A 24402-nucleotide genomic window follows, 5' to 3' on the forward strand; every position below is an offset into this window, starting at 1 on the left:
CCCCGCTGCGCCAGGGCGCGCCGCCTCACGGAGCGCCGGAAGGCGTCGTCACGCTTCATCACCAACCCTGCCTCGCGGCGTTACACGGCACGTTCCATCTTCGGGACATCCCCAAGGAGGATCAGACATTGAGCCGTGACCGCAAGACCACCCTTTCCGCCCTCGCCGTCGCCCTTGGGATCGGCGCGCTGGCCGGGCCCGCCCTCGCCCAGCCCGCAGCACCCCCGGCGCCACCGGCCCAGGCCGTGCCCATGGGCCCGGGCGCCGAGCGCATGCTGCGGGAGGCCGACGCGAACCGCGACGGCCGCGTGACCGAGGCCGAGGCTTGGGACGCCCTCACCGCCCGCTTCGCCGCCGCCGACGCGAACAAGGATGGCGGCCTCACCTGGGAGGAGCTCCGCGGCTACGTCGTGGCGGAGATGCCGGCCCGCCGCGGCATGACCCCGGCGCGGCAGGAGCGGATGGAGGCGCGTGGCGGGGCCATGTTTCGCGCCGTGGACGCCGATCGCGACGGCCGCGTGACGACCACGGAGCTGCGCCCCTTCGCCGAGGCGATGTTCCGCTCCCGCGACCGGAACGGGGACACCGCCCTCACGCGCGACGAGCTGCGGCGTCCCCACGGCCGCCCCCACGCGCCGGCGCGGGCGCAGTAGGGCATCCCGTCCGGCCGCGCGAGGGCGCGGCCGGATGAGGACGCGAAACGCCCGCGCGGCGACGCGGGAAGAGATGGATCGGCTTGGATTTCCCCACGGGAAGGGGAAGTGGTGGGCGCGACAGGGATTGAACCTGTGACCCTTCGCGTGTGAAGCGAATGCTCTCCCGCTGAGCTACGCGCCCGGAGTGGCGGGGCATATCCTCCACCCGGGCGGGCCTGTCAAGCCGGCCGGTCGGCTCTTGTCCCGGCGCCCGGAGCCCCGCCAGGCTCCTCCGGCGGGTAGACGGGGCGTGCCTGCCGGCCCGGGCACCCCCTGTTCAACCCGCGGGTCCGACACGATCTGCAGGGCATTGTCGAAGGACACCGCATGATCCCGGTCCGGCCAGCTCGCCTCGCCCTGCTCGCCCTTCCGGCCCTGCTGGCCCTCTCGGCCGTCCCGGCCGGGGCGCAGCCGATGGCCGCCACCTACACGGTCCAGGCCGTCGGCATGACGGTCATGGAGGTGGACGCCACCCTCGACATCACCGATGCCGGCTACACGGTGGAGTTCCGCACCCGCACCCGCGGCGTGGCGGCGGCCTTCTCCAGCGGCAGCAACGTCACCCGCGTGGAGGGCGTGTGGGACGGCGACCGCGCCCGCCCGCGCCGCTACGTCTCCGAGGGCGTCTGGCGCGGCGAGAACCGGCGCACGGTGATCGAGTGGCCGGGAAACCAGCCCGCCATCCGCGTCATGGTCCCGCCCAACAACGACGAGCGGGAGGAGGTTCCGGCGGATGCCCAGCGCAACACCGTGGACAACCTTTCCGCCGTCGCCCAGCTCGTCCGGCAGGTCCGCCGCAGCGGCAGCTGCGACGGCAGCCTGCGCGCCTATGACGGCCGCCGCCTGAGCGAGACCGCCGCCCGAACCCGCGGGCGGGAGAGCTTCGCGCCCGCCCGCGACGAGTGGTCCGGCACCGCCCTGCGCTGCGACTTCGAGGGCCGCCTCCTCGCCGGCTTCCGCAAGGGCGAGGACCTGGAGGCCGCCCGGCGCCCGCAGACCGGCACCGCCTGGCTGGGAGAGGCCTCCCCGGGCCGCCCCATGATCCCCGTGAGGATCGATTCCGTGACCCGCTGGTTCGGCACCGTTACCGCCCGCCTCGCCAGCAGCGGCCCGCCCGGCCAGGCGCGGGCGGGGAACTGAGCCGCCGGCTGCGTCCGGCGTGCCGCGGGCGGACGAGACCTCAGCCCGGCAGCACGCCTTCCAATAGCCCGGCGAGGTCCCCCGGCGCCGACGCGACGGGCGCTCCCTCGGCCATCTCCGGCGGTCCGTAGCCCCAGGCGGCGAAGACCGGCGCGATCCCCGCCGCCTTGGCCGCCCGCGTGTCGTTCTGGTGGTCCCCGATCAGCACCGCGCGGCCCGGCTCCGCCCCCATCCGCTTCAGCAGGGCCAGGGGGTGGCCGGGGTGGGGCTTGCGCACGGGAAAGCTGTCGCCCCCGCCGATGTCGTCCAGCAGCGCCGCCAGCCCCAGCTCGCCCAGCACGATCCGCGCCGCCTTCTCCGGCTTGTTCGTGCAGACCGCCAACCGCCATCCGGCGGCCTTCAGGGCCGCCAGCGCCTCCGGGATGCCGGGGAAGGGCCGCGTCTCCTCCGCCGCATGGGCCTCGTAATCGGCCAGGAACTCCGCCACCAGCATCGGCGTGCTCTCCAGCCCCCGCGCCGCGCAGGCGCGTTGCACGAGCACGGCCACGCCGTCCCCGATCATCCGCCACACCTCCTCCCGGGTGAATCCCGGCCGCCCCTGGCCGGCCATCAGCCGGTCCAGGGCGGCGTGCAGGTCCGGGGCGCTGTCCAGCAGCGTGCCGTCGAGGTCGAAGAGGGCGATGCGGTCCATGCCCGCCCCCATGCCACCCCGCATTACCGCCCGCAATGAAGCTTGACGCGGCCCGCCCTTGCGGAACCCGCGCGGACAGGGCTTATCCGGCCCATGCAAAGGGCCGCCATCCTCCTCGCCGCCGGGCTCGGCACCCGCATGCGCTCGGCCATGCCGAAGGCCATGCACGCCGTCGCCGGGCGCCCCATGCTCAACCACCTCATCGCCGCCTGCGAGAGGGTGTTCGACCGCATCGTCGTCGTCACCGGCCCGGACATGCCGGCGCTGGAGAAGGCGGCCGCGCCCCACGCCACGGTGGTGCAGAGGGACCGCCTGGGCACCGGCCACGCGGCCCTGCAGGCCGCCCCCGCGCTGGAGGGCTTCGAGGGCGACGTCGCCGTCCTCTACGCCGACAACCCCCTGATCACGGAGGAGACGCTGCGCCGCCTGCTGCTGGCCCGCGCCTCCTCCGACCTCGCCCTGCTCGCCATGCGCCCCGCCGACCCCGGCCGCTACGGCCGCGTGGTGCCGCACGGGGATGGCGGCATCGCCGGCGTGGTGGAGTGGAAGGACGCGACGGAGGAGCAGCGCGCCATCCCGCTCTGCAACGTCGGCGTGATCTGCGCCGCCGCGCCCCGCCTGTTCGGCTGGCTGCGCGCGCTGCGGAACGACAACGCCGCCGGCGAGTACTACCTGACCGACGTGGTCGCCGCCGCCCGCGCGGAGGGCTTCCGCGCCGTGGCCGTGGAGGCCGCCGAGGCCGAGTGCCGCGGCATCAACTCCCGCCTGGAGCTCGCTGAGGCGGAGGCCGCCGTGCAGGCCGCGCTGCGCCGCCGGGCCATGGAGGGCGGCGCCACCCTGACCCGGCCGGAGAGCGTCACCCTCTCCTTCGACACCCAAATCGGCCAGGACGTGACGATCGGCCCGGACGTCGTCTTCGCCCCCGGCGTCACGATCGAGGACGGCGTGGAGATCCGCGCCTTCTCCCACCTGGAGGCCTGCACCGTGCGGCGCGGCGCCGTCATCGGCCCCTTCGCCCGCCTGCGCCCGGGCACGGAAGTCGGCCCCGGCGCCCATGTCGGCAACTTCGTGGAGCTCAAGGCCGCGGTGCTGGGGGAGGGGGCGAAGGCCAACCACCTTTCCTACATCGGCGACGCCACCGTGGGCGCGCGCACCAACATCGGCGCCGGCACCATCACCTGCAACTACGACGGTTACGCCAAGCACAAGACCAATATCGGAGAGGGTGTTTTCATCGGCTCCAACGCGACACTGGTGGCGCCCGTCGCACTCGGTGATGGCGCCTTCGTCGCGGCGGGTTCTACCATCACCGAAACGGTCGCGCCCGACGCCATGGCCTTCGGCCGCGCCCGCCAGGAACAGAAGGAAGGCCGCGCCGCCGCGTTCCGCGCGGCCCGCCGGAAGGAGAAGTAAGCGATGTGCGGAATCGTCGGCGTCGTCGGTCGTGAGGAGGCCGCGCCGCGCCTGCTGGAAGCCCTGCGCCGCCTGGAATACCGCGGCTACGACAGCGCGGGCATCGCCACCCTGGTGAACGGCCACGTGGAGCGCCGCCGCGCCGAGGGCAAGTTGGGCAATCTGGCGGAAGTGCTGACGCACGACCCGCTTCCCGGCACCACCGGCATCGGCCACACCCGCTGGGCCACCCACGGCGCCCCCACCACGCGCAACGCCCACCCGCACGGCACCGCCCGCGTCTCCATCGTCCATAACGGCATCATCGAGAACCACGCCGAGCTCCGCGCCGAGCTGGAGGCTGAGGGCGCCGAGTTCGAGACGGAAACGGACACCGAGACCTTCGCCCGCCTCGTGGACCACCACCTCGCGCGCGGCGACAGCCCGGAGGACGCCTTCTCCGGCGCCCTGAAGCGCGTCCACGGCGCCTTCGCCCTGGCCGCCATCTTCGCCGGCCATCCCCGCAAGCTGCTGGCCGCCCGCCAGGGCGCCCCGCTCGCCATCGGCTTCGGCGAGGAGGAGATGTTCATCGGCTCCGACGCCCTGGCCCTCGCCCCGCTGACCCGCCGCATCGCCTACCTGGATGAGGGCGACTGGGCCATCGTCAGCGACCGCGACGCGCAGTTCTTCGACGCCAACGACGCGCCCGTGGAGCGCGCGGTGAAGACCACCGCCTTCTCCGGCGCCGCCATCGGCAAGGGCAACTACCGCCACTTCATGGAGAAGGAGCTGCACGAGCACCCCGCGGTGATCGGCGACACGCTCCGCCAGTACGTGGACCCCACCACCCGCGCGGTGGCCCGCCCCGCGCTGCCCTTCGATCCCGCGGCCCTGCCGCGCCTGTGGCTCTCCGGCTGCGGTTCCGCCTTCCTGGTGTGCAACACCGCCCGCTACTGGTTCGAGACCCTCGCCCGCCTGCCCGTGGACTGCGACGTGGCGAGCGAGCTGCGCTACCGCGACCCGCCGCTGACGGAGGGCGGCGCCGCCATGTTCGTCTCCCAGTCCGGCGAGACGGCGGACAACCTCGCCGCCATGAAGCTTCTGCGCAACGGCGGCCAGTCCCTCGTCTCCGTCGTCAACGTGCCGGAGAGCACCATGGCGCGGGAGAGCGACACGACGCTGATGACGGTGGCGGGGCCGGAGATCAGCGTGGCTTCCACCAAGGCCTTCACCGCCCAGCTCTCCGTCATGGCCTGCCTTGCCATCAACTTCGCCCGCAGCCGCGGCACCATCGACGCCGCCGAGGAGGCGCGCCTGACCGCCGCCCTTCTGGAGGTGCCGGAGCACGCGGCGAAGCTGCTGGACTCCAGCGCCGAGATCGAGGCCGTGGCCGCCGAGGTGAAGGACGCGCGCGACGTCCTCTACCTCGCCCGCGGCAGCCTCTTCCCCATCGCGATGGAGGGGGCGCTGAAGCTGAAGGAGCTCTCCTACATCCACGCCGAGGGCTACGCCGCCGGCGAGATGAAGCACGGCCCCATCGCGCTGATCGATTCCAGCGTGCCCGTGATCGCCCTCTGCCCCTCCGGCCCGCTCTTCGAGAAGACCGCCTCCAACCTGCAGGAGGCCGCGGCGCGCGGCGGCCGCATCATCGCCTTCACGGACGAGGACGGCGCCCCCGCGCTCCGCCGCTTCGCCAGCCGCGTGGTGGTGCTGCCGAAGGTCGATCCCTTCGTCGCCCCCATCCTGCACGCCATCCCCGTGCAGATGCTGGCCTACCACGTGGCCGTGCTGAAGGGCACGGACGTGGACCAGCCCCGCAACCTCGCCAAGGCCGTGACGGTCGAGTGATCCGGGACGAGTGATCCTCGGCGCCGGTTGCAACGGCGCCGACCCACCCCAACTCGCGGGCATGGCCACACCCCCCATGGCGGCGGGCCGATCTCGGCCCCGCCCCGCCATCCCCCCGCTCTCCGAAGCTATCGCTGCGCCGCTGAAGGGGGCGATCGCGTCCCAGGTCGCTGCTTTCTTCAATGACAAGGGCCGGGGCGAGGCCCCCGTGCAGCGCCGCCCGGACGGCCTCTTCGGCCCGCGCTCCGTCGTCTGGCGCGTGCACGGTGACGTGACGGGCATGATGGTCGGCGGCATCGCCGGCCTGCTGCTCCAGATGCTGCACCCCGCCGTGCTGGCCGGCGTATGGGACCACTCCAACTTCCGCGCCGACATGCACGGCCGCCTGCGCCGCACCGCCCGCTTCATCGCCCTCACCACCTATGGCGACAGGGAGGAGGCGGAGGCGGTGATGGCGAGGGTCCGCGGCATCCACGGCAAGGTCCGCGGCACCCTGCCCGATGGCACGCCCTACTCCGCCGACGACCCCGCCCTCCTCGCCTGGGTGCATGTGACGGAGGCGATCAGCTTCCTCGACGGCTGGATCCGCTACGCCGAGCCGCGCATGACAATAGCCGACCAGGACCGCTATTTCGCCGAGATGGCCCGGATCGGCGAGGCCCTCGGCGCCTCTCCCGTCCCCCGCAGCCGCGCGGAGGCGGAAGGCCTGATCCGCGCCACCCGCCCGCAGCTTCGCGTAGATGCCCGCACGCGCGAGGTGGCGCGCCTGGTCCTGAGCCGCGAGGCCCCGCACCCCGCCGCAGAGCCGGTCCTGCGCCTCACCCTCGGCGCCGGGGTGGACCTCCTGCCGGACTGGGCGCGTCGGATGCACGGCCTGCCCGCGCCGCTGCTGGCGCGCCCGCTGGTCCGCGCGGGCACGCTCGGCATCGCCCGCACGCTGCGCTGGGCCTTCGCCCGTTGAGCGACCTGCCCGAGCTGCCGCCCGGCGCCTTCCGCAAGGCGGACCCGTCGCCCGACGCCCTGTTCTACGCCCAGCCCCGCTTCGTCACCCATATCGACGACGCGGCCGTTGCCGCCGTCACCGCCCTGTACCGGGAGGTGCTGCCAGCGGGCGGCACGATCCTCGACCTGATGAGCAGCTGGGTCAGCCACCTGCCGCCGGAGGTCGAGTACCGCGAGGTGATCGGCCACGGCATGAACAGGGCGGAGCTGGCCGCCAACCCACGCCTGTCCCGATTCTTCGTGCAGGACCTGAACCGGGAAGCCACCCTGCCGCTGGAGACGGACACCCTGGACGGTGCCGCCATCTGCGTCTCCGTCCAGTACCTGCAGGACCCCGTGCCCGTGCTGCGGGAGGTGGCCCGCGCCCTGCGCCCCGGCGTGCCCCTGGCCATCACCTTCTCGAACCGCTGCTTCCCCGACAAGGCCGTCGCGATCTGGCAGGCCCTGCGGCCCGGCGACCATGCGCGCTACGTCGCCCTCCTCCTGGAACGCGCGGGCTTCGGCACCGTGGAGGCCCGCACGCTTCTCGACGGCCGGAGAAGCGACCCCCTCTGGGCCGTCATCGGCCACGCGGCCTGATCACTCCGGCTGGACGCCCAGCTCCTTCAGGATGCGCCCGTAGGTCACGAACTCCTCCCGCAGCATGGCGTTCAGCGCCGCCCGCGGCATGAAGGCCGCCGGCGCGCGCGTGGTCGCCAGCACCTGCTTCACTGCCGGCGTCTCCAGTGCCGTCCGGCAGGCCTCCTCAAGCCGGTCCAGCACCGGCGCCGGCGTGCCGCGCGGCGCGTAGATCCCCACCTGGCTCAGCTGCAGCGCGTCCACGCCCTGCTCCCGCGCCGTCGGCACGTCCGGGAAGTCCGGGTGGCGGCGGCTGGAGAAGACCGTGATCAGCCGCATCCGCCCGGCCTGCACCATCTCCGCCGCCGAGGACACCACGGCCGCCGAGAAATCCAGCCGCCCGCCCAGCGTGTCGTTCAGGTGCGGCGCCTCTCCGCGATAGGGCACGTGGTTGAACTCCACCCCCACCGCCTTCTGCACGCGCCAAACGCCCAGCTGGGGCAGGGAATTCGGCCCCGGGCTGCCGTAGCTCAGCGCGCGCCTGCGCCCCTCGGCGATCAGGTCGGCCAGGTTGCGGATCGGGCTGTCCGTCCGCACGACGATGCCGAGGATGTTCTCGTTCGTCCCGCACACCGCCTCGAAGTTCGTCGGCTCCGTCCCGGCGCCGCGCACCATGTGCGGCTGCACCACGATCGCCGTCATCGGCGTCTGGCCGAGCGTGTAGCCGTCCGGCTGGCTCGCTGCCACCACGCGCATCCCCACCACGCCGGACCCGCCATCCCGGGTGATCAGCACCAACGGCTGGCCGATCGTCCTCTGGAAGTGCTCGCTCATCGCCCGGATCAGCACGTCCGCCGTTCCCGGCGAGTAGGGCATGATCATCGTGATCGGCTTGTCCGGGTACTCCGCGCGCGCGGGCAGCGCGGCGCCCAGCGCCAGCAGGGCGGAGAGTAGAAGACGCCGCATGGTGCACCTCATTCCTGGACCGCGCCGCCGGTTTTTTCCGGTCCGGCACCCTGTTTCCGTGCCGGTCAGTCCGGCGTCACGCCCAGGGCCCGCATCATCGGGCCGTAGGCCTCGTACTCGCTGCGGATCAGGCGGGTGAAATCCGCCCGGCTCCGGTAATTCACCACCAGCCGCAACTGCTTCGCGATGCGTTGGAAGCTCTCCTCGTGCACGCCGCTGCGGCACGCCTCCTCCAGCCGCGCGAGCACCGGCTCCGGCGTGCCGGCCGGTGCGTAGAGGCCGACGGGGCTGTACTGCAGCGCGTCGATCCCCTGCTCGCGCGCCGTCGGCACGTCCGGGTAGTCCGGGTGACGCGTGTCGGAGAACACGGCCAGCAGCCGCATCCGCCCGGAATCCAGCAGCCCTGCCGCGGAGGCCACCACGGCCGCCGAGAAGTCCAGCCGCCCCGCCAGCACCTCGTTCAGGTGCGGCGGGTCCCCGCGGAAGGGAATGTGGTTGAACTCCACCCCGGCGGCCCGCTGCACGCGGAACACCGCCAGTTGCGGCAAGGAGTTCGGCCCCGGGCTGCCGTAGCTCATTGCCCGCCGCTTGCCCTCCGCCACCAACCCCGGCAGATCGCGGATGGCGCTGTCGGGCCGCACGAGCACGCCGAGCACGTTCTCGTTCGTGCCGCAGACCGGCGCAAAATTCGCGGGCTCCGTTCCCGTGTTCCGCACGAGGTGCGGCTGCACCACGATCGCCGTCATCGGCGTCAGCCCGAGCGTGTGGCCGTCCGGCGGGCTCGTCGCGACGAAACGCATGCCGACCACGCCGGAGCCGCCGTCCCGGTTCGTCACCACCACGCTCTGCCCCAGCACGCGTGTGAAGTGCTCGCCCAGAGCGCGGCCGTAGGAGTCCGCCGCACTGCCCGGAGAGTAGGGAAGAACGATGGTGATCGGCCTGTCCGGAAACGCCCGCGCCGATCCGGTGAGAGCGAGGGAGGCCGCCAGGACGGCCCCGAGCAGACGGGCAGCCCGCACGCTCAGCCCTCCAGGATCGCCACGGCCCGCGTCCAGCCGGCGGAGGCACCGTGAATCTTCACGGGAAAGCAGGACACGGTGAACCCGTCCGCCGGAAGCGCCTCCAGGTTGGAGAGCTTCTCCATCTGGCAATAGCCGATCTCCCGCCCGGCCCGGTGCCCCTCCCAGATCAGCGAGACATCGCCCGTCTCCTGCACGCGCTTCTTCGTGAAGCTGAAGGGCGCGTCCCAGGACCAGCCATCGGTCCCCACCACGCGCACCCCGCGCTCGGCCAGCCACAGCGTCGCCGCGCGCCCCATGCCGCAGCCGCTGTCCACGAAGTCGTCCTGCCCGTAGCGGCTGCCGGCGCGGGTGTTCACCAGCACGATCTCCAGCGGCTTCAACTCATGCCCGATGCGCCGCAGCTCCGCCTCCACCTCCTCCGGCGTCACCACGTGGCCGTCCGGCTTGTCGCGGAAGTCCAGCTTCACGCCGGGCTGCAGGCACCACTCCAGCGGCACCTCGTCGATCCGCATGGAGGGACGTCCGCCCTCCACCAGCGCCTCGTCCATGCGGGAGAAGAAGTGGTAGGGCGCGTCCATGTGTGTGCCGTTGTGGGTGGAGATGTTCACCTGCTCCACCGCCGCGTACTCGCCGTTCGGCAGCGCATCCACGGGCACGCCCATGAACTCGGCCATCGCGGGCGCGGTCATGTGGTGGTCGCGGTAGTCTATCTGCGGCAGCATGTGCGGCGGGTCGCTCCTGATGCCCGCCGTCAGCGCGACCGAGATGTCGATGATCTTCCTTGGCATCTCTTCCCCGTTTCCTTGTCCCTGACGCCGTTCGGTCAGTCGGCCGGCCAGGGCACGGCGGGCAGGATCTCCGCCCGGCACTCCCCGAAGCCGATGGGCACCGCGCCCTCCGCATGGGCGCGCCCGCGGAAAATGACCTCGTCCCCGTCCTCCAGGAACCGGCGCGTCTCGCCGCCCGGCAGCTCGATCGGCCCGCGCAGCACGATCTCCGCCATGCAGGCCTCCGACCCCGCTTCCGGGCCGGAGCAGGTGCCGCTGCCCAGCAGGTCGCCCGGCAGCAGGTTGCACCCGTTGCTCGCGTGGTGCGTCACCATCTGCGCCGGCGTCCAGGCCATGTGGGCGAATTCCGTCGCCGTCAGCCGCGCCGGCTCCTGCCCCGCCGACCGCATGCGCGGCGTCAGCAGGAACACCTCCAGCGCGATGGAGAGCCCGCCCCGCGCCCGGTCCCCGGGATGGTCGAGATAGGGCAGCAGCGGCTCCGCCTCCGCCGCGCGGCGTCCGGCGATCTCGAAGGGGATCATCGCCTCCGCCGTGATGATCCAGGGCGAGACGCTGGTGGACAGGCTCTTCGCCAGGAAGGGCCCGAGCGGCGGCATCTCCCACATCTGCATGTCGCGCGCGGACCAGTCGTTCAGCAGCCCGTAGCCGAAGAGCCGCTCCGGCGCGCGGGAGAGCGGGACGGGCGCGCCCAGCGCGTTCTCTCCCGCCAGCCACACCGCCAGCTCCAGCTCGTAGTCCAGCGCCTCGGTCGGGCCGAAATGCATGCCCTCCCTCTTTCGCCACTGCCCGTTCGGCCGCACCACCGCCTCTCCGCTCACGCGCACGGAGGAGGCGCGGGAGTGGTAGGCCACGGGCAGGTTGTCGAAGGCCGGGGGCAGGGGGGATTGCGGGTTCTTCAGCGCGCCCAGCCGCCAGGAATGGTCCCGCGAAACCATGAAGTCCGTGAAGTTGGCGATCGCGCTCGGCAGGTGCATCCGCGCCCGCGCCATCGGGACCAGGATCCCCTCGCGCCCCGCCGCGTCGCTCCCTTCCGCCAGCAGCGCCGACACCGCCGCGCGCAGCTCGCGCGAGGCAGCGCGCCCCATCGTCATCAGCGGGTTCAGCACCGGCCCCGCCGCCGCCTCGGCCGCCGCGCCGGAGAGCAGGCCGGCATCCAGCGCCGCCCTGATGTCCAGCACCTGGTCCCCGATGGCCACGCCGCCGCGCGGCGTCTCGCCCTCGCGCGAGAAGACGCCGAGCGGAAGGTTCTGGATGGGGAAGTCGCAGCCGGCGACATTGGCGGAGGCGACCCAGGCCCGGCGTTCCGGGTCATGGGTGAAGTCTAGGACGTTCATGCGCCCATCCTGTCCGGCTTGCGCCGGGCTGCCAAGAGAAAATATAAATTCCCGCCTTGATCGATAATCCGCCTGACCCTGACGCCCTCACGCTCTCCGAAGCCGCCGCCCGGCGCCTGCGGCAGGATATCGTCGGCGGCGGCCTTCCCCCAGCGACGAAGCTCCGCCTGCGCGACCTGACGGCCCGCTACGGCCTGGGCGCCACGCCCCTCCGCGAGGCCCTGGCCCGCCTCGCCGCCGAGGGCTTCGTGGTGCTGGAAGGCCAGAAAGGGTTCTCTGTCCCCCCCGTCACCCGCGCTCACCTGCTGGACGTCACCCGCTCCCGCCAGGTGGTGGAGCCGGAGGCGCTGCGCCTCGCCATGGCTGCGGGCAGCGCGGCCTGGGAGGACGGGATCGTCGCCTCCCTCTCGCTCCTGCGGCACGAGATCGCCCGCCGCGACCCCGCCAGCGACCCTTGGCTGGACGTGTACGAGGCCCGCCACCACCGCTTCCACCGAGCGCTCATCGCCGCCTGCCCGCTGCCCTCCCTGCTGCGCTTCTGCGACGACCTCTACCTGCAGAAGACCCGCTATCGCCGCCTGATGGAGAGTGCCCACCAGGACTGGCCGCGCATGCTGGCCGTGCACGAGGCCCTGGCCGAAGCCGTGCTGGCCCGGACCGAGGACGCCCCGGTGCTGCTGGCAGCCCATATCGGCACCACGGCCGAGCACGTCCTCGCCCTCCTGGGCGAGGCCCCTCCGGGCGCCTGATCTCCGCCCGCCTGACGAAAGCCTGAACGCGAAAAGGGCACCGCCCGGAGGCGATGCCCTTCACGTCTCTCGGTCGGCGGGGCCCGAAGACCCCCGCCCGATCAGTCGCCTGATCAGTCGCCCGAGCCGGCGACCGGCGTCTCGGCGCTGAAGTGGCCGCACCAGTCCTCGCGGGACACCACCGGCCACAGGCCGTGGGCCTCCGGGCTCGGCTGGGTCACGGGGGGGTTGAAGCGGCAGAGCCCCTCGGAGGCGGCCTGCGCGTTCGCGTGGTCGTCGAAGAACTTGCAGCGGGTGCAGGCGACGTCGGGGGAGTGGGTCATGGACATGGGGGTTTCTCCTCTGGGGTGGCGGGATGGGCCGCGGAAGAGCGACCCCGTTCGAGTTCCTTCTAAACACAACAACGCCGAAGTGAAGGTGAATTTTCAGTTCCGGGCGCCGAATACATTCACTAGTATTTGGGAAGCGCGATGCATTCTCAACTTCGCCAGGTATTCGGATTGATAGCTACTCGCAGCCGCAAGCAGCCGCCCCTCCCGGCGCCGCGGCGGGTGACATCCTCCCCCGGCGGGCTCATCCTGCGCCCGCCCGCCAGAGGAGGCCCGCCATGCTCGACACCGCCGCCAAGCTCGTCCTGAAGGACCCCAACCTCTTCCGGCAGGCGAACCGCGTCGGCGGCGCCTGGGTCCAGGCCGCCTCCGGCAAGACAGTCGCCGTGAAGAACCCCGCCACGGGTGAGGTGATCGGCCACGTCCCCTCCCTCTCGCGGGAGGAAGTCGCGGGCGCCATCCAGGCCGCCTACGACGCGCAGCCCGCCTGGCGCGCCCTGCTGGCGAAGGAGCGCGCGGCCATCTTGCGCCGCCTCTTCAACCTGATGATGGAGAACGTGGACGACCTGGCCGCCATCATGACGGCCGAGCAGGGCAAGCCCCTCGCGGAATCCAAGGGCGAGATCGCCTACGCCGCCTCCTTCATCGAGTGGTTCGCGGAGGAGGGGAAGCGCGTCTATGGCGACACCATCCCCACCTTCAAGCAGGGCAGCCGCATCCTCGTCATGAAGGAGCCGATCGGCGTCTTCGCGGCGATCACCCCCTGGAACTTCCCGGCCGCCATGATCACCCGCAAGGCCGGCCCCGGCTGGGCCGCGGGCTGCACCGGCGTCATCCGCCCCGCCTCCCAGACGCCCTTCTCCGCCCTCGCCATCGCGGTGCTGGCGGAGCGCGCGGGCATGCCCGCCGGCGTCTGCAACGTCGTCACCGGCTCGGCCCGCGAGCAGGGCGAGGAGCTCTCCACCAACCCGCTCGTCCGCAAGCTCTCCTTCACCGGCAGCACGGAGGTCGGGCGCACCCTGCTGGCGCAGTGCGCCGGCACCATCAAGAAGACGAGCATGGAGCTCGGCGGCAACGCCGCCTTCCTCGTCTTCGACGACGCGGACCTGGACGCGGCGGTGGTCGGCGCCATGGCCTCCAAGTTCCGCAACACCGGCCAGACCTGCGTCTGCGCCAATCGCATCTTCGTGCAGGAGGGCGTGTACGACGCCTTCGCCGCGAAGCTGAAGGTAGCGGTCGAGAACCTGAAGGTCGGCAACGGCATGGAGCCGGGCGTGACGCAGGGGCCGCTCATCAACGCGGACGCCGTGTCCAAGGTGGAGGAGCACATTCAGGACGCCACCGCCCATGGCGCGAAGGTGCTGACCGGCGGCCACCGCCACAGCCTCGGCGGCAACTTCTTCGAGCCGACGATCCTGACCGACGTGCCCGTGACCGCGAAGGTGCTGAAGGAGGAGACCTTCGGCCCCATGGCCCCGCTCATCCGCTTCAGGGACGAGGCGGAGGCCATCCGCCTGGCCAATGACACGGAGTTCGGCCTGGCCGCCTATTTCTACGCCCGCGATGTTGGCCGCATCTTCCGCGTGGCCGAGGGGCTGGAGAGCGGCATCATCGGCATCAACGAGGGCATCATCTCCACCGAGGTCGCCCCCTTCGGCGGCGTGAAGGAGAGCGGCCTGGGTCGTGAGGGCAGCAAGTACGGGATCGAGGACTACCTGGAGATCAAGTACCTCCTCATCGGCGGCGTCTGACCGGAAGGGGGGAGGGGGCCGGCCGACCCCCTCCCGCCCCCCCACCCCGCGCGGAAAGCCGGGCCGCCTTGCGCCACCGGAACCCTTGCGCCACAGCGCCCGGCCCCCGATTTTCACCGGTATGAGCGCCCCCCACCCCCACGAGTTCGACCTCTTCGTCATCGGCGGCGGCAGCGCCGGCGTGCGGCTGGCCCGCATCGCCGCCGGCCACGGCGCGAAGGTCGGCATCGCCGAGGGCCGCTTCTGGGGCGGCACCTGTGTGAACGTGGGCTGCGTGCCCAAGAAGCTGATGGTCCAGGCCGCCGAGTACGGCGAGTGGGCGAAGGACGCCGCCGCCTTCGGCTGGAGCCTCGGCGAGGCCAGCCACGACTGGCCTACCCTCGTCCGCGCCCGGGACATGGAGGTGGCGCGCCTGTCGGGCATCTACTCCCGCCTGCTCGGCGGCGTCGGCGTGCAAACCTTCGAGTGCCACGCCAGCTTCACCGGCCCGCACGAGGTCAAGGTCGGGGACCGCACCGTCACCGCCAACCGTATCGTCATCGCCGTCGGCGGCCACCCCATCCGCCCGGAGATCCCGGGCGCCGAGCACGCCCTGATCTCCGACGACCTTTTCACCCTGCAGGAGCGCCCGCGGCGCGTGCTGATGATCGGCGGCGGCTATATCGGCCTCGAGTTCGCCAACATGCTGCACAACCTCGGCTCCGAGGTGACGCTCGCCTACCGCCAGCAGCTCCCCCTCCGCGGCTTCGACCACGAGCTGCGCGAGATGGCCGCGGCATCCCTGGCCGCCAGCGGCCTGACGATCCTGCCCGGCGAGACCCCCGCCGAGATTACCCTGAATGGCGAGACCCGGGTCGTCCGCATGGCCAGCGGCAAGGTCGTGGAGGCCGACGCCGTCTTCTTCGCCACCGGCCGCGCCCCCTCCACCAGGGGCCTGGGCCTCGACGCCGCCGGGGTGAACTGCGCCGAGGGCCGCGCCATCGCCGTGGACGACGACCACGCGACCAACGTGCCGCACATCTACGCCATCGGTGACGTGACGGACCGCGTGAACCTCACCCCCATGGCCACCGCCGTCGGCCACGCCCTGGCCGATACCCTCTTTGGTGCCCGCCCGCGCCGCGCCAGCTACGAGAACGTGCCTAAGGCCGTCTTCATCTCCCCGCCCATGGCCAGCGTCGGCCTGACGGAGGAGGAGGCCGCCCTGCGCGGCCCGGTGGAAATTTACACCACCCGCTTCACCCCCATGCGCCACACGGTCACCCGCCGCACGGACCGCAAGACCCTGATGAAGCTGGTGGTGGAGGCCGGGACCGGTTGCCTGCTGGGCGCCCACATGCTGGGGGAGGAGGCGCCGGAGATCATGCAGGGCATCGCCGTGGCCGTGGTGAACCGGCTGACCAAGGCGCAGCTGGACGCCACCATCGGCATCCACCCGACGGCCGCGGAGGAGTTCGTGACGATGCGGGTGGCGACCCGGCGGGTGGGGGAGGGGGCGGCGAAGGCCGCCTGACCCTTCACCCCACGAAGGCGATCCACCGCCCGGCCAGCACCGCACCGGTCCAGAGCAGCAGGGACAGGACGGCGGCGGCCCTCACCGGGGCGCCGACCGGCCCGCCAGCCAGCGCCCGCCGCCACCCGGCGCCGAGCCGCAGGGCCAGGACGTTCAGCAGCCCCAGCGCCACGAGGCAGAGCTTCAGCAGGAAGGCGGGGTTCGCCGCGTACTCCGCAGGGCGCACGCTGAAGAGCAGAAATCCCGTTCCCAGGGCCAGCGCCACCCCCGAAGCCGCCACCCGCACCAGGGGCGGCCCGAACAGGGCCAGCGGCACCGCCCGGAACGCCCCGAGCACCCGAAGGTCGAGCGCCGCGATCGCCCCGAGAAGAAGTCCGACCCCCAGGATATGCGCGGCGTTCACCAGCGGGTAGAGCACCTCGGACCGCCGCATCGCCGCCGCGACGGACCACTCGGACAGCGCCGCGAGAGGTTCCAACCGCGGTCAGCCGCGGCCGATGCGCTCGGGGTAGATGTCGAAGCTCCGCTCGCCCACGGTCACCCGAACCGCCTTCATCCGCAACTCGCTGCGGTTCATGGAACGGTTGCCCAGCGCCACGATCCGGTCCCCGGGCTTGGCCACACCCTCCACGAAGCCGGCGCGGCTCGTCTGGCCCGGGTTGCCCAACTCCACCGTCCAGACCGCCCGGTCCGCCGCCTCCACCCGCAGCGTCGGATGGGGCGGGGCGATCGTGACCTCCCGGATCGTCCCGGTCAGTTCCGTCTGCTCGCCCTCTGCCCAGCCCCATCCATGATGGGCCCGTGCGCCGGACGCGATAAGGGCCAGGGCGGTTCCGCTCAGCAGGGATCGCCGGTTCATGATCGACCTCGCCTCCATGAGGAGGAGAGGATGTGGGGTGAGGTATGCGGCCTGGGGAGGGGGCCTGGGGAGGGGCAGCCATGACGGACCGGTACCTCGCGAAATGCTTGCCCCCCTGCTTCCCCCCGCTATGGTGCCCGACCGCCCCGCGAGGCGGCCCCGCCACACCGGACTGATCACCTCATGGCCCACCCCTGGCACCCCGCCTCCTGGCGCGACATGCCCATCCGCCAGGTCCCGTCCTACCCCGACGCCGCGGCCCTGAACGCCATGGAGGCGAAGCTCACCCGCTTCCCGCCCCTGGTCTTCGCCGGCGAGGCCGACCGCCTGACCGCCCTCCTCGCCCAGGCGGGCGAGGGCAAGGCCTTCGTCCTCCAGGGCGGCGACTGCGCCGAGAGCTTCGCGGACTTCCACGCCAACACCATCCGCGACACCTTCCGCGTGCTGCTCCAGATGGCCGTGGTCCTCACCTTCGGCGGCGGCCTGCCCGTGGTGAAGCTCGGCCGCATGGCCGGCCAGTTCGCCAAGCCCCGCAGCAGCGACACCGAGACGGTGGGCGATCATACCCTGCCCTCCTACCGCGGCGACATCATCAACGCCTCCGGCTTCACCGCCGCGGACCGTACCCCGGACCCGTCCCGGATGGAGTTCGCCTACCTCCAGTCCGCCGCCACGCTGAACCTGCTCCGCGCCTTCGCCACCGGCGGCTTCGCGGACCTGCACCAGGTCCACGGCTGGAACCTCGGCTTCGTCGCCCGCTCCCCGCTCGCCGATCGCTACGCCGACATCGCCGGGCGCATCGACGAGACCCTGCGCTTCATGGCCGCCTGCGGCATGAACAGCATCACCGCCCCGCAGATCCGGGAGACGGAGTTCTACACCTCCCACGAATCCCTCCTCCTCCCCTTCGAGGAGGCGATGACGCGGGAGCCCTCCACCCACCAGGGCCGCCACTACGCCTGCTCCGCCCACTTCCTCTGGATCGGCGACCGCACCCGCCAGCCGGAGGGCGCGCATGTCGAGTTCCTGCGCGGCGTGGCGAACCCCATCGGCCTGAAGGTCGGCCCGACGACGAGCGTGGAGGACCTCCTCCGCCTCACCGAGATCCTGAACCCCAACAACACGCCCGGCCGCCTGACCCTCATCACCCGCATGGGCGCGGCAAAGCTGGAAGCCCACCTGCCGCCGCTGCTGCGCGCCATCAAGAAGGAGGGCCGGGTGGTCACCTGGCTGTCCGATCCCATGCACGGGAACACGCACAGCGCGGGGGGGTACAAGACCCGCTCCTTCGACGCCATCCTGCAGGAGGTGCGCGGCTTCTTCGACGCGCACGAGGCCGAGGGCACCATCGCCGGCGGCGTGCACGTGGAGATGACGGGCCGGGACGTCACCGAATGCCTCGGCGGCGCCCACCGTCTGACGGAGGCGAACCTGAGCGAGAACTACGCCACCTTCTGCGACCCCCGGCTGAACGCCGAGCAGTCGCTGGAGCTCGCCTTCCTCGTGGCGGAGGAGCTGAAGTCACGCCGCGCCGCGACTATCAGCCTTCGCGCGGCCCAGTAGCCAGGGGCCGCCATCATGGACGTGACACCGCAGAGCCCGCCCGAGAGCCCGCTCGAATCCGACATCGCCGCCCGCACCGACGTGTACTTCAAGCGCACCCGCGCCGTGGTGCAGCGCTTCGGCGACGTGCGCGTCACCTACGCCATCTTCCTGCGCCGCCCCGTCGTCTCCGCGCCGAAGCTGATGCTGGACTGGCTGCATACCGTCGCCGCGGAGCGCGGCGTCGGGCTGGACGTCCAGCTCATGCACAAGGAGGGCACCTGGGTCGGCGCGGGCGATCCCATTCTCTACGTCACCGGCTCCTTCGCGGGCCTGGCGGACCTGGAAACGCTTCTCCTCCAGAAGCTCGGCGCCGCCTGCGTCGCCGCCCACAACGCCTACCAGATGTGCCTGGAACTGCCGCGCGTCGAGTTCCTCGCCATGGAGGCCCGCCACTGCGCCGGCGCCGAGATGCAGGAGATCATGGCCTACGCCGCCAGCGTCGGCAGCGAGGCCGCGAAGGCGGAGGGCGCGCGCGGCTTCGTCGGCAACGCCAACGACGCGACGGCGCATTACTACGGCGCGCTGCGCGGCCTCGGCACCATGCCGCACGCCCTCATCGGCTACGCCGGCTCCACGCTCCGCGCCGCGGAGATGTTCCACGAGACCTTCCCGGATTCCAACCTCACCGTCCTCACAGACTATTTCGGCCGCGAGGTGACGGACGGGCTGGAGGTGTGCCGCCGCTTCCCCGAGATCGCCGCGGCGGGCCGCCTCGCCGTCCGCCTGGACACCCATGGCGGCCGCTTCCTCGAAGGCCTGGACCCCCAGACCTCCTACGCGGTGATCGAGCGCCACGCCCCCGGCACCATCCGCCGCTACCGCAGCGAGAGCGAGCTGCGCCACCTCGTCGGCACCGGCGTCTCGGCCGCCGCGATCTGGCGCATGCGCGACGCGCTGGACGAGGCCGGGTACCCGCGCGTGCGGATCGTCGCCTCCTCCGGCTTCGGCGTCGCCAAGTGCCGCGTGATGGCGGAGGCGAAGGCCCCGATCGACACGATCGGCACCGGCAGCTTCATCCCCGATAGCTGGGGCGAGACCTACGCCACCGCCGACATCGTGGCCTATGACGGCGAGCCGCGCGTGAAGGTCGGGCGCGAGTTCCTGCTGCGCGCCACCCCGACGGCGTAGGGCGGCGCTACAGCGCCACCCGCCGCACCCCGGCATCCCGCACGCGCCGCACCTCGCCGCCATCCACCGGCTCCAGCACGAGGATGGCGATGCCCTGCTGCATTCCCTCCGCCTTCACGCGGTACACACCATCCATCACGAAGGCGCCGTCTCGCAGCGTGTAGCCCCCGGTCAGGCTCACCTGCATCCTCTCCGGCCGGTCCATGTTCACCAGCAGCAGCGGCGCTTGGAGCGAGACGGAGAAGGCGCGCCCTTCGACGGGCGACGCCGTCACCTTCAGCGAGACGAGCTTCCCCTCATTGTCGCTGACGAAGCGCCCGAAACCCGCGGCGCTGCCCGCCGTGAGCGCGCCCTGCAGCTCCTGCACCCCCGCCGAGGAGGTCGCCGGCTGCGCCATTCCGGCCGCCGGCAGAAGCGCCAGCCCAACCATCACGCCACGCCGCGTCACCGCACGCCTCATCCGGCCAACCTCCGCACTGTTTCCGCCATGCGCGCCCGCCAATGTGGCGCCGTCGTGGCACCTCAAGAGGAGGTGACCTCGCGCCGCACCGAACCGCCCCGCTGGCTCCTGTCCGAAAGATGCCGGTCCCGCCCGGCGGCCGCACCGGGGCCCGGCGGTCTCACCCGATTCCGCGCCGGGCGGCCGAATGGATCGCGCCCCCGCGCGTTAGTCCCGCGCCACCCCACGCCGGGCGCGGCGCGTGACCACAGGGAAGACCAAACATGGACGAGACGAAGATGTCGCGGCGCGGCATGGTGGGGGCCGCCGCCGGGGCCGGGATGATGGTCTCGGCGGCCGCCCCCGCCGCTGCCCAACCCCAATCCCAATCGCAGCCCCAGGCCCAGGCCGCCGGGACGGCGGCCCCGCTACCCGACCCTCGCAGCCGCTACCCCCGCCCGCCCTTCCAGGAGCAGACCCAACCCTTCCCCGGCCTCGCCGGCCGCATGAACCCGCGCCCCGACCATGGGGAGGAGAGCTACAAGGGCTCCGGCCGCCTCGCCGGCCGCAAGGCCCTCATCACCGGCGGCGACTCCGGGATGGGCCGCGCCGCCGCCATCGCCTACGCGCGGGAAGGGGCGGACGTCGCCATCAGCTACCTGCCGGACGAGGAGCCCGACGCGCGGGAGGTGATCGACCTCATCCAGAAGGCCGGCCGCACCGCCCTGGCCCTCCCCGGGGACATCCGGGACGAGGCGCATTGCCGGAGGATGGTCGCCACCACGGTGGAACGCCTGGGCGGCCTCGACATCCTCGTCAACAACGCCGCCCGCCAGCAGCAGCGCCAGGCCCTCGGCGACATCACGTCGGAGGATTTTGACGCGACGATGCGCACGAACCTGTACGCCATGTTCTGGATCACCAAGGCCGCGCTCCCGCACCTGAGGCCCGGCGCCTCCATCATCCAGACCACCTCGGAGCAGGCCTACGACCCCTCCGCCAATCTTGTGGACTACGCCATGACGAAGGCGGCGATGATGAGCTTCACCAAGTCCCTCGCGAAGCAGCTCGGCCCGCAGGGCATCCGCGTCAACGGCGTGGCCCCCGGCCCGATCTGGACCCCGCTCCAGGTCTCCGGCGGCGCGACGATGGAGAAGCTGAAGGCTTTCGGCGGCGACACCCCGCTCGGCCGCCCCGGCCAGCCGGTGGAACTCGCCTCGATCTACGTCCAGCTCGCCGCGGCAGATGCCAGCTACGCCAATGGGCAGGTCTACGGTGCCGCCGGCGGCAGCGGCCAGCCCTGACCGCGTCGCGCGGGGATCGGCGTCGCGCGTCGATCCCCGTATTCCGGACGAGAACAGGCCTAAAAACAGGCGTTTCCGCGCGCGGGGGAAAAGCCCTAGGGTCGGCTGCCTCATGCCCGACCGACTCCGCATCGCCCTTGCCAGCTTCAACCCGCGCATGGCAGCGCCCGAGGCCAACGCGGCGGACCTTGCCGCCCTGCGCGCCCGCGCGGCCGAGGCCGGGGCGGACCTGCTCCTCACCCCCGCCCACTCCCTCTCCGGCGCCGTGCCCGCGGCCCTCGCCGCCGATCCCGGATTCGCCGCGGCCTGCGAGACGGCGCTCGCCCCGCTCGCCACCGGCGAGGGGCCGGCCATGACCGTCGGCCTGCCCTGGCGGGAGGGGGAGGGGCTCTACGACGCCGTCCTCCTCCTGGCCGAGGGCGCCCTCCGCGGCCGCCGGACCGCCCACCACCCGCGCCCGGGCTTCGATCCCGGCCCGGTGCCCGGCCCACTCGTCCTCGGCGATCTCCGCCTCGGCCTCATGCCCGGCGCCGACTGGCGCGACCCGGCGGTGCCGGAGACCCTCGCCGAGACCGGCGCGGAGATCCTCGTCGCCCTCGACTCCCTGCCCGAGGAGACGGGCGGGCCGGAGCGGACCCTCCAGGCCGCCCTCGCGCGCGTGGTGGAGAACGGCCTTCCCCTGATGCTCGTGAACCGCCTCGGCGCGGAGGAGGAGAGCGCGCATGACGGCGCCGCCCTCGTCCTCAACGCCGACCGCGCCCCCGCCCTCCGGACGGCCCCCTTCACCGAAGCTCTCGCCCTCACCGAGTGGCGGCGGGAGGGCGACGCCTGGCGCTGCGCCCCCGCCCCGCCACCGGCCCCGATGGGCGATGAGGAGCGCCTCTGGCAGGCCCTCATCCTCGCGCTGCGCGACCACGCCCTCCGCTTCGCCCCGGCCCCCATCCTCATCACGCTGGACGAGGACCCCTTCGCCGCCCTCACCGCCGCCCTCGCCGTGGACGCCTTCGGCACGGACCCTATCCGCGTCCGCGCCTTCCTACTGCAGGAGGGCGCCGCCCCGCTGGCCAGCCGCCTCGGCCTCGCCTCCTCGACCCTGGATCTCGGCCCGGCCCTGGAGGCCCTGAGCAACGCCCTGCCGCCCGCCGCGCCCCACCTGCTGGGCCCCCTGCGCCGCCTGGCGATGGACATGCTCGCCCGGGCCGGGCAGGGGGTGCAGCCGGTCTGCGGCTTCAGCGCCTGTTCCGCCGCCTTCTTCCCGCTGCGCCACCTCTCCCCGGCCCGGTGCCGTGCCCTGGCCGAGTGGCGCAACGCCGCCCGCCCGCCCGGCGCCCTGGGCCCGGAATACCCCTTCCTGCCCCTGCCGGCGGACGAGCCGGCGCCCGTCGAACGCCACGACTCCGGCCACACCCTCTGGCAAAGCCTGGCGCGCGCGGACTACAAGCGCCGCCTGCTCCCGCCCGGCCTGAACATCGCCCCCCGCGCCTTCGGCCAGACCAGGAAAGAGAGGGCCCAGGCACCATGAGCGACCACCACTCCCCCAAGCCCGCCCCAACAGGGCCCTTCGTCCGCATCAAGGACCTCTCCGGCGGCAACGGGGACGAGCCGGTGGAGGACATCCGCGGCTTCGCCACCGCCGCCGACGCCGCCACCTTCGCCCGCCGCTACGTGCGCGACAGCATGGAGCGCTGCCGCACCCCCGGCGCCAGTGCGGAGGCCGTGCTGGCCGCGTGGTTCGCCTTCGGCGAGGACGCGGAGGCCCTGGACCTGGACGGCGAGCACTGGACCAGCGCCGCCGAGATCCGCGGCTTCGCGGAGAAGCCCGCCCGCGGCCGGACCGAGCGCGACTGGCGCGCCCTGGACCCCCGCCGCCACCTGGCGAACGAGGACGACGACACGGCGGGCGAGGGGGACGGCGCGTGAAGGTCCGCTTCGCCCCCAGCCCCACCGGCTGGCTCCACGTCGGCAACGCGCGCCCCGCCCTCGCCAACTGGCTGGAGGCGCGGAAGCGCGGCGGCACCTTTCTCCTCCGCCTGGACGACACGGACACCGGCCGCAGCAAGCCCGAATACGCCCAGGGAATCGAGGAGGACCTGCGCTGGCTCGGCCTCGACTGGGACGAGTCCTTCCGCCAGTCCGACCGCACCGCCGCCTACGAGGCGGCCGCCGAGCGCCTGAAGAAGGCCGGCCTGCTCTACCCCTGCTTCGAGAGCGAGGAGGAGCTGAACTTCAAGCGCGAGCAGCGCCGCAAGCAGGGCCGCGCGCCCATCTACGACCGCGGCGCCCTGAAGATGACGGCGGAGCAGTACGAGCGCGCCCTGGCCAACGGCAAGCAGCCCTACTGGCGCTTCAAGCTCAACACCCGCACCGTCGCCTGGCGCGACGGCGTGCTGGGGGAGCGCAGCGTGAAGCTCCCCAGCCTCTCGGACCCCGTGCTGATCCGCGCGGACGGCAGCTTCCTCTACACCTTCACCTCCGTCGTGGACGACCTGGAGACGGGCATCACCCACATCATCCGGGGCGAGGACCACGTCACCAACACCGGCATCCAGATCGACATCATCGAGGCCCTGTCCGGCCGCCCGAACAGGGTCTACTTCGCCCACATGCCCCTGCTGCTGGACGCGGAGGGCGGCCCGCTCTCCAAGCGCCTCGGCAGCATCTCCCTCCGCCAGTTCCGGCGGGACGGCATCGAGCCCGCGGCGATGACCGGCTACCTCGCCGCCCTCGGCAGCTCCCGCGACCCCGTGGCGGCCTCCCCGCGCGAGCTGGTCGCGGACTGGGACATCACCCGGATCTCCCACTCCCCCGCCCGCTTCGACACGAAGCAGCTGCTGGCCCTGAACCGGAAGCACCTGCACGCCCTGACCTTCGAGGCCGTGAAGGACCGGCTGCCGGACGGTGCCGACGAGCCCTTCTGGCTGGCCGTGCGCGGCAACCTCGACCTGCTGAACGAGGCCCGGGACTGGCACGAGACGGCCCGCGGCGAGATTACGGTGCCCGAGCAGCCGGAGGAGGCCGGCCTGCTGCGCGCGGCGATCGAGACCCTTCCCGCCGGCCCCTGGGACGAGTCCACCTGGCCCGGCTGGACCGCCGCGATCGGCGCCGCCACGGGGAAGAAGGGCAAGCTCCTCTTCCTCCCCCTCCGCCGCGCGCTGACGGGGGAGGACCACGGCCCCGACCTGAAGACCTTCCTGCCCCTGATCGGCCCGGAGCGTGCGCGGGTGCGGCTCTCGCGCTCGGCGGGGTAGGGCCCAGGACGTCCCGCAGCGCGGAACGGGACGGGCGGTGC

At 72.6% G+C, this 24402-nt stretch carries 24 protein-coding genes and 1 tRNA gene; 15 read left to right on the forward strand and 10 right to left on the reverse strand.

Features of this window, described 5'->3' with window-relative positions:
* The first annotated feature begins 128 nt into the window (after nt 1-128).
* A complete protein-coding gene (locus VQH23_RS16960; protein WP_338661908.1) occupies nt 129-653 on the forward strand; it encodes an EF-hand domain-containing protein in 525 nt (174 codons plus the stop codon).
* Between the two features lie 109 nt (nt 654-762).
* Here the strand turns inward: VQH23_RS16960 and VQH23_RS16965 are convergent.
* A tRNA-Val gene (locus VQH23_RS16965) sits at nt 763-837 on the reverse strand.
* 185 nt (nt 838-1022) lie between these two features.
* Between VQH23_RS16965 and VQH23_RS16970 the strand changes: the two genes are divergently transcribed.
* Nucleotides 1023-1835, forward strand: coding sequence for a DUF3108 domain-containing protein (locus VQH23_RS16970; protein ID WP_338661909.1), 813 nt, complete (start codon nt 1023-1025; stop codon nt 1833-1835).
* Nucleotides 1836-1875: 40 nt separating this feature from the next.
* Here VQH23_RS16970 and gph read toward each other — a convergent pair whose 3' ends face one another.
* Nucleotides 1876-2526, reverse strand: coding sequence for a phosphoglycolate phosphatase (gph, locus tag VQH23_RS16975; RefSeq protein ID WP_338661910.1), 651 nt, complete (start codon nt 2524-2526; stop codon nt 1876-1878).
* A gap of 93 nt (nt 2527-2619) precedes the next feature.
* On the opposite strand from gph, the gene glmU reads away from it, so the two are divergent.
* The 4 genes from glmU to VQH23_RS16995 all read left to right on the forward strand — a co-directional run bounded on the left by glmU (nt 2620) and on the right by VQH23_RS16995 (nt 7347).
* Entirely contained in the window at nt 2620-3939 is a 1320-nt protein-coding gene (gene glmU, locus VQH23_RS16980; protein WP_338661911.1) for a bifunctional UDP-N-acetylglucosamine diphosphorylase/glucosamine-1-phosphate N-acetyltransferase GlmU, read from the forward strand.
* Nucleotides 3940-3942: 3 nt separating this feature from the next.
* Complete coding sequence (gene glmS, locus VQH23_RS16985) at nt 3943-5766, forward strand: glutamine--fructose-6-phosphate transaminase (isomerizing) (protein WP_338661912.1); 1824 nt, start codon at nt 3943-3945, stop codon at nt 5764-5766.
* A 61-nt stretch (nt 5767-5827) separates the two neighbouring features.
* Nucleotides 5828-6727 (forward strand): oxygenase MpaB family protein, encoded by a 900-nt coding sequence (locus VQH23_RS16990; RefSeq protein ID WP_338661913.1) that lies wholly within the window; start codon nt 5828-5830, stop codon nt 6725-6727.
* Nucleotides 6724-7347: a methyltransferase domain-containing protein gene (locus VQH23_RS16995; RefSeq protein ID WP_338661914.1), complete on the forward strand. Its 624-nt coding sequence runs from the start codon at nt 6724-6726 to the stop codon at nt 7345-7347. Before VQH23_RS16990 ends, VQH23_RS16995 begins: the two co-directional genes overlap by 4 nt.
* Here the strand turns inward: VQH23_RS16995 and VQH23_RS17000 are convergent, their stop codons facing one another.
* The 4 genes from VQH23_RS17000 to fahA all read right to left on the reverse strand — a co-directional run bounded on the left by VQH23_RS17000 (nt 7348) and on the right by fahA (nt 11436).
* Nucleotides 7348-8292: a tripartite tricarboxylate transporter substrate binding protein gene (locus VQH23_RS17000; protein WP_338661915.1), complete on the reverse strand. Its 945-nt coding sequence runs from the start codon at nt 8290-8292 to the stop codon at nt 7348-7350.
* A 65-nt stretch (nt 8293-8357) separates the two neighbouring features.
* The gene (locus tag VQH23_RS17005) at nt 8358-9311 is read right to left on the reverse strand and encodes a tripartite tricarboxylate transporter substrate binding protein (protein WP_338661916.1); all 954 of its coding nucleotides are present in this window, start codon (nt 9309-9311) and stop codon (nt 8358-8360) included.
* Nucleotides 9312-9313: 2 nt separating this feature from the next.
* The gene (locus VQH23_RS17010) at nt 9314-10102 is read right to left on the reverse strand and encodes a cyclase family protein (RefSeq protein WP_338661917.1); all 789 of its coding nucleotides are present in this window, start codon (nt 10100-10102) and stop codon (nt 9314-9316) included.
* Nucleotides 10103-10137: 35 nt separating this feature from the next.
* Nucleotides 10138-11436, reverse strand: a complete 1299-nt coding sequence (gene fahA, locus VQH23_RS17015; RefSeq protein ID WP_338661918.1) for a fumarylacetoacetase — start codon at nt 11434-11436, stop codon at nt 10138-10140.
* Between the two features lie 56 nt (nt 11437-11492).
* Between fahA and VQH23_RS17020 the strand changes: the two genes are divergently transcribed.
* Entirely contained in the window at nt 11493-12185 is a 693-nt protein-coding gene (locus VQH23_RS17020) for a GntR family transcriptional regulator (protein ID WP_338661919.1), read from the forward strand.
* Between the two features lie 113 nt (nt 12186-12298).
* Here VQH23_RS17020 and VQH23_RS17025 read toward each other — a convergent pair whose 3' ends face one another.
* Complete coding sequence (locus tag VQH23_RS17025) at nt 12299-12514, reverse strand: hypothetical protein (protein WP_338661920.1); 216 nt, start codon at nt 12512-12514, stop codon at nt 12299-12301.
* A 278-nt stretch (nt 12515-12792) separates the two neighbouring features.
* Between VQH23_RS17025 and VQH23_RS17030 the strand changes: the two genes are divergently transcribed.
* Both VQH23_RS17030 and gorA read left to right on the forward strand, forming a co-directional pair.
* Complete coding sequence (locus VQH23_RS17030) at nt 12793-14265, forward strand: NAD-dependent succinate-semialdehyde dehydrogenase (protein WP_338661921.1); 1473 nt, start codon at nt 12793-12795, stop codon at nt 14263-14265.
* A 121-nt stretch (nt 14266-14386) separates the two neighbouring features.
* Nucleotides 14387-15778, forward strand: a complete 1392-nt coding sequence (gorA, locus tag VQH23_RS17035) for a glutathione-disulfide reductase (protein WP_338661922.1) — start codon at nt 14387-14389, stop codon at nt 15776-15778.
* Nucleotides 15779-15782: 4 nt separating this feature from the next.
* Here gorA and VQH23_RS17040 read toward each other — a convergent pair whose 3' ends face one another.
* Together VQH23_RS17040 and VQH23_RS17045 are read right to left on the reverse strand one after the other, a co-directional pair.
* Nucleotides 15783-16256, reverse strand: coding sequence for a DUF2214 domain-containing protein (locus VQH23_RS17040; protein WP_338661923.1), 474 nt, complete (start codon nt 16254-16256; stop codon nt 15783-15785).
* Nucleotides 16257-16262: 6 nt separating this feature from the next.
* Nucleotides 16263-16637, reverse strand: coding sequence for a DUF6152 family protein (locus tag VQH23_RS17045; protein WP_338661924.1), 375 nt, complete (start codon nt 16635-16637; stop codon nt 16263-16265).
* A gap of 183 nt (nt 16638-16820) precedes the next feature.
* Between VQH23_RS17045 and VQH23_RS17050 the strand changes: the two genes are divergently transcribed.
* Entirely contained in the window at nt 16821-18200 is a 1380-nt protein-coding gene (locus tag VQH23_RS17050) for a class II 3-deoxy-7-phosphoheptulonate synthase (RefSeq protein WP_338661925.1), read from the forward strand.
* 15 nt (nt 18201-18215) lie between these two features.
* Nucleotides 18216-19370, forward strand: coding sequence for a nicotinate phosphoribosyltransferase (locus tag VQH23_RS17055; RefSeq protein ID WP_338661926.1), 1155 nt, complete (start codon nt 18216-18218; stop codon nt 19368-19370).
* A 7-nt stretch (nt 19371-19377) separates the two neighbouring features.
* Here the strand turns inward: VQH23_RS17055 and VQH23_RS17060 are convergent, their stop codons facing one another.
* Complete coding sequence (locus VQH23_RS17060) at nt 19378-19830, reverse strand: hypothetical protein (RefSeq protein WP_338661927.1); 453 nt, start codon at nt 19828-19830, stop codon at nt 19378-19380.
* A gap of 263 nt (nt 19831-20093) precedes the next feature.
* On the opposite strand from VQH23_RS17060, the gene VQH23_RS17065 reads away from it, so the two are divergent.
* From VQH23_RS17065 to gltX, 4 genes are all read left to right on the forward strand, one after another.
* Complete coding sequence (locus VQH23_RS17065; RefSeq protein ID WP_338661928.1) at nt 20094-21113, forward strand: SDR family oxidoreductase; 1020 nt, start codon at nt 20094-20096, stop codon at nt 21111-21113.
* Between the two features lie 112 nt (nt 21114-21225).
* The gene (locus VQH23_RS17070; protein WP_338661929.1) at nt 21226-22635 is read left to right on the forward strand and encodes a nitrilase-related carbon-nitrogen hydrolase; all 1410 of its coding nucleotides are present in this window, start codon (nt 21226-21228) and stop codon (nt 22633-22635) included.
* Entirely contained in the window at nt 22632-23033 is a 402-nt protein-coding gene (locus VQH23_RS17075) for a hypothetical protein (protein WP_338661930.1), read from the forward strand. Before VQH23_RS17070 ends, VQH23_RS17075 begins: the two co-directional genes overlap by 4 nt.
* Nucleotides 23030-24361, forward strand: coding sequence for a glutamate--tRNA ligase (gene gltX / locus VQH23_RS17080; RefSeq protein WP_338661931.1), 1332 nt, complete (start codon nt 23030-23032; stop codon nt 24359-24361). Before VQH23_RS17075 ends, gltX begins: the two co-directional genes overlap by 4 nt.
* The last annotated feature ends 41 nt before the right edge of the window (nt 24362-24402 follow it).

Origin of the sequence: Pararoseomonas sp. SCSIO 73927, assembly GCF_037040815.1 — a bacterium.
Classification (GTDB): domain Bacteria; phylum Pseudomonadota; class Alphaproteobacteria; order Acetobacterales; family Acetobacteraceae; genus Roseomonas.

What these genes read in the sequence shown, in the direction of transcription:
- VQH23_RS16970 (WP_338661909.1), top strand. Translation starts at nt 1,023, where the DNA reads ATGATCCCGGTCCGGCCAGCTCGCCTCGCCCTGCTCGCCCTTCCGGCC.
- gph (WP_338661910.1), bottom strand. Translation starts at nt 2,526, where the DNA reads ATGGACCGCATCGCCCTCTTCGACCTCGACGGCACGCTGCTGGACAGC.
- glmU (WP_338661911.1), top strand. Translation starts at nt 2,620, where the DNA reads ATGCAAAGGGCCGCCATCCTCCTCGCCGCCGGGCTCGGCACCCGCATG.
- glmS (WP_338661912.1), top strand. Translation starts at nt 3,943, where the DNA reads ATGTGCGGAATCGTCGGCGTCGTCGGTCGTGAGGAGGCCGCGCCGCGC.
- VQH23_RS16990 (WP_338661913.1), top strand. Translation starts at nt 5,828, where the DNA reads ATGGCCACACCCCCCATGGCGGCGGGCCGATCTCGGCCCCGCCCCGCC.
- VQH23_RS17000 (WP_338661915.1), bottom strand. Translation starts at nt 8,292, where the DNA reads ATGCGGCGTCTTCTACTCTCCGCCCTGCTGGCGCTGGGCGCCGCGCTG.
- VQH23_RS17010 (WP_338661917.1), bottom strand. Translation starts at nt 10,102, where the DNA reads ATGCCAAGGAAGATCATCGACATCTCGGTCGCGCTGACGGCGGGCATC.
- fahA (WP_338661918.1), bottom strand. Translation starts at nt 11,436, where the DNA reads ATGAACGTCCTAGACTTCACCCATGACCCGGAACGCCGGGCCTGGGTC.
- VQH23_RS17025 (WP_338661920.1), bottom strand. Translation starts at nt 12,514, where the DNA reads ATGTCCATGACCCACTCCCCCGACGTCGCCTGCACCCGCTGCAAGTTC.
- VQH23_RS17030 (WP_338661921.1), top strand. Translation starts at nt 12,793, where the DNA reads ATGCTCGACACCGCCGCCAAGCTCGTCCTGAAGGACCCCAACCTCTTC.
- gorA (WP_338661922.1), top strand. Translation starts at nt 14,387, where the DNA reads ATGAGCGCCCCCCACCCCCACGAGTTCGACCTCTTCGTCATCGGCGGC.
- VQH23_RS17045 (WP_338661924.1), bottom strand. Translation starts at nt 16,637, where the DNA reads ATGAACCGGCGATCCCTGCTGAGCGGAACCGCCCTGGCCCTTATCGCG.
- VQH23_RS17050 (WP_338661925.1), top strand. Translation starts at nt 16,821, where the DNA reads ATGGCCCACCCCTGGCACCCCGCCTCCTGGCGCGACATGCCCATCCGC.
- VQH23_RS17055 (WP_338661926.1), top strand. Translation starts at nt 18,216, where the DNA reads ATGGACGTGACACCGCAGAGCCCGCCCGAGAGCCCGCTCGAATCCGAC.
- VQH23_RS17060 (WP_338661927.1), bottom strand. Translation starts at nt 19,830, where the DNA reads ATGAGGCGTGCGGTGACGCGGCGTGGCGTGATGGTTGGGCTGGCGCTT.
- VQH23_RS17065 (WP_338661928.1), top strand. Translation starts at nt 20,094, where the DNA reads ATGGACGAGACGAAGATGTCGCGGCGCGGCATGGTGGGGGCCGCCGCC.
- VQH23_RS17070 (WP_338661929.1), top strand. Translation starts at nt 21,226, where the DNA reads ATGCCCGACCGACTCCGCATCGCCCTTGCCAGCTTCAACCCGCGCATG.
- VQH23_RS17075 (WP_338661930.1), top strand. Translation starts at nt 22,632, where the DNA reads ATGAGCGACCACCACTCCCCCAAGCCCGCCCCAACAGGGCCCTTCGTC.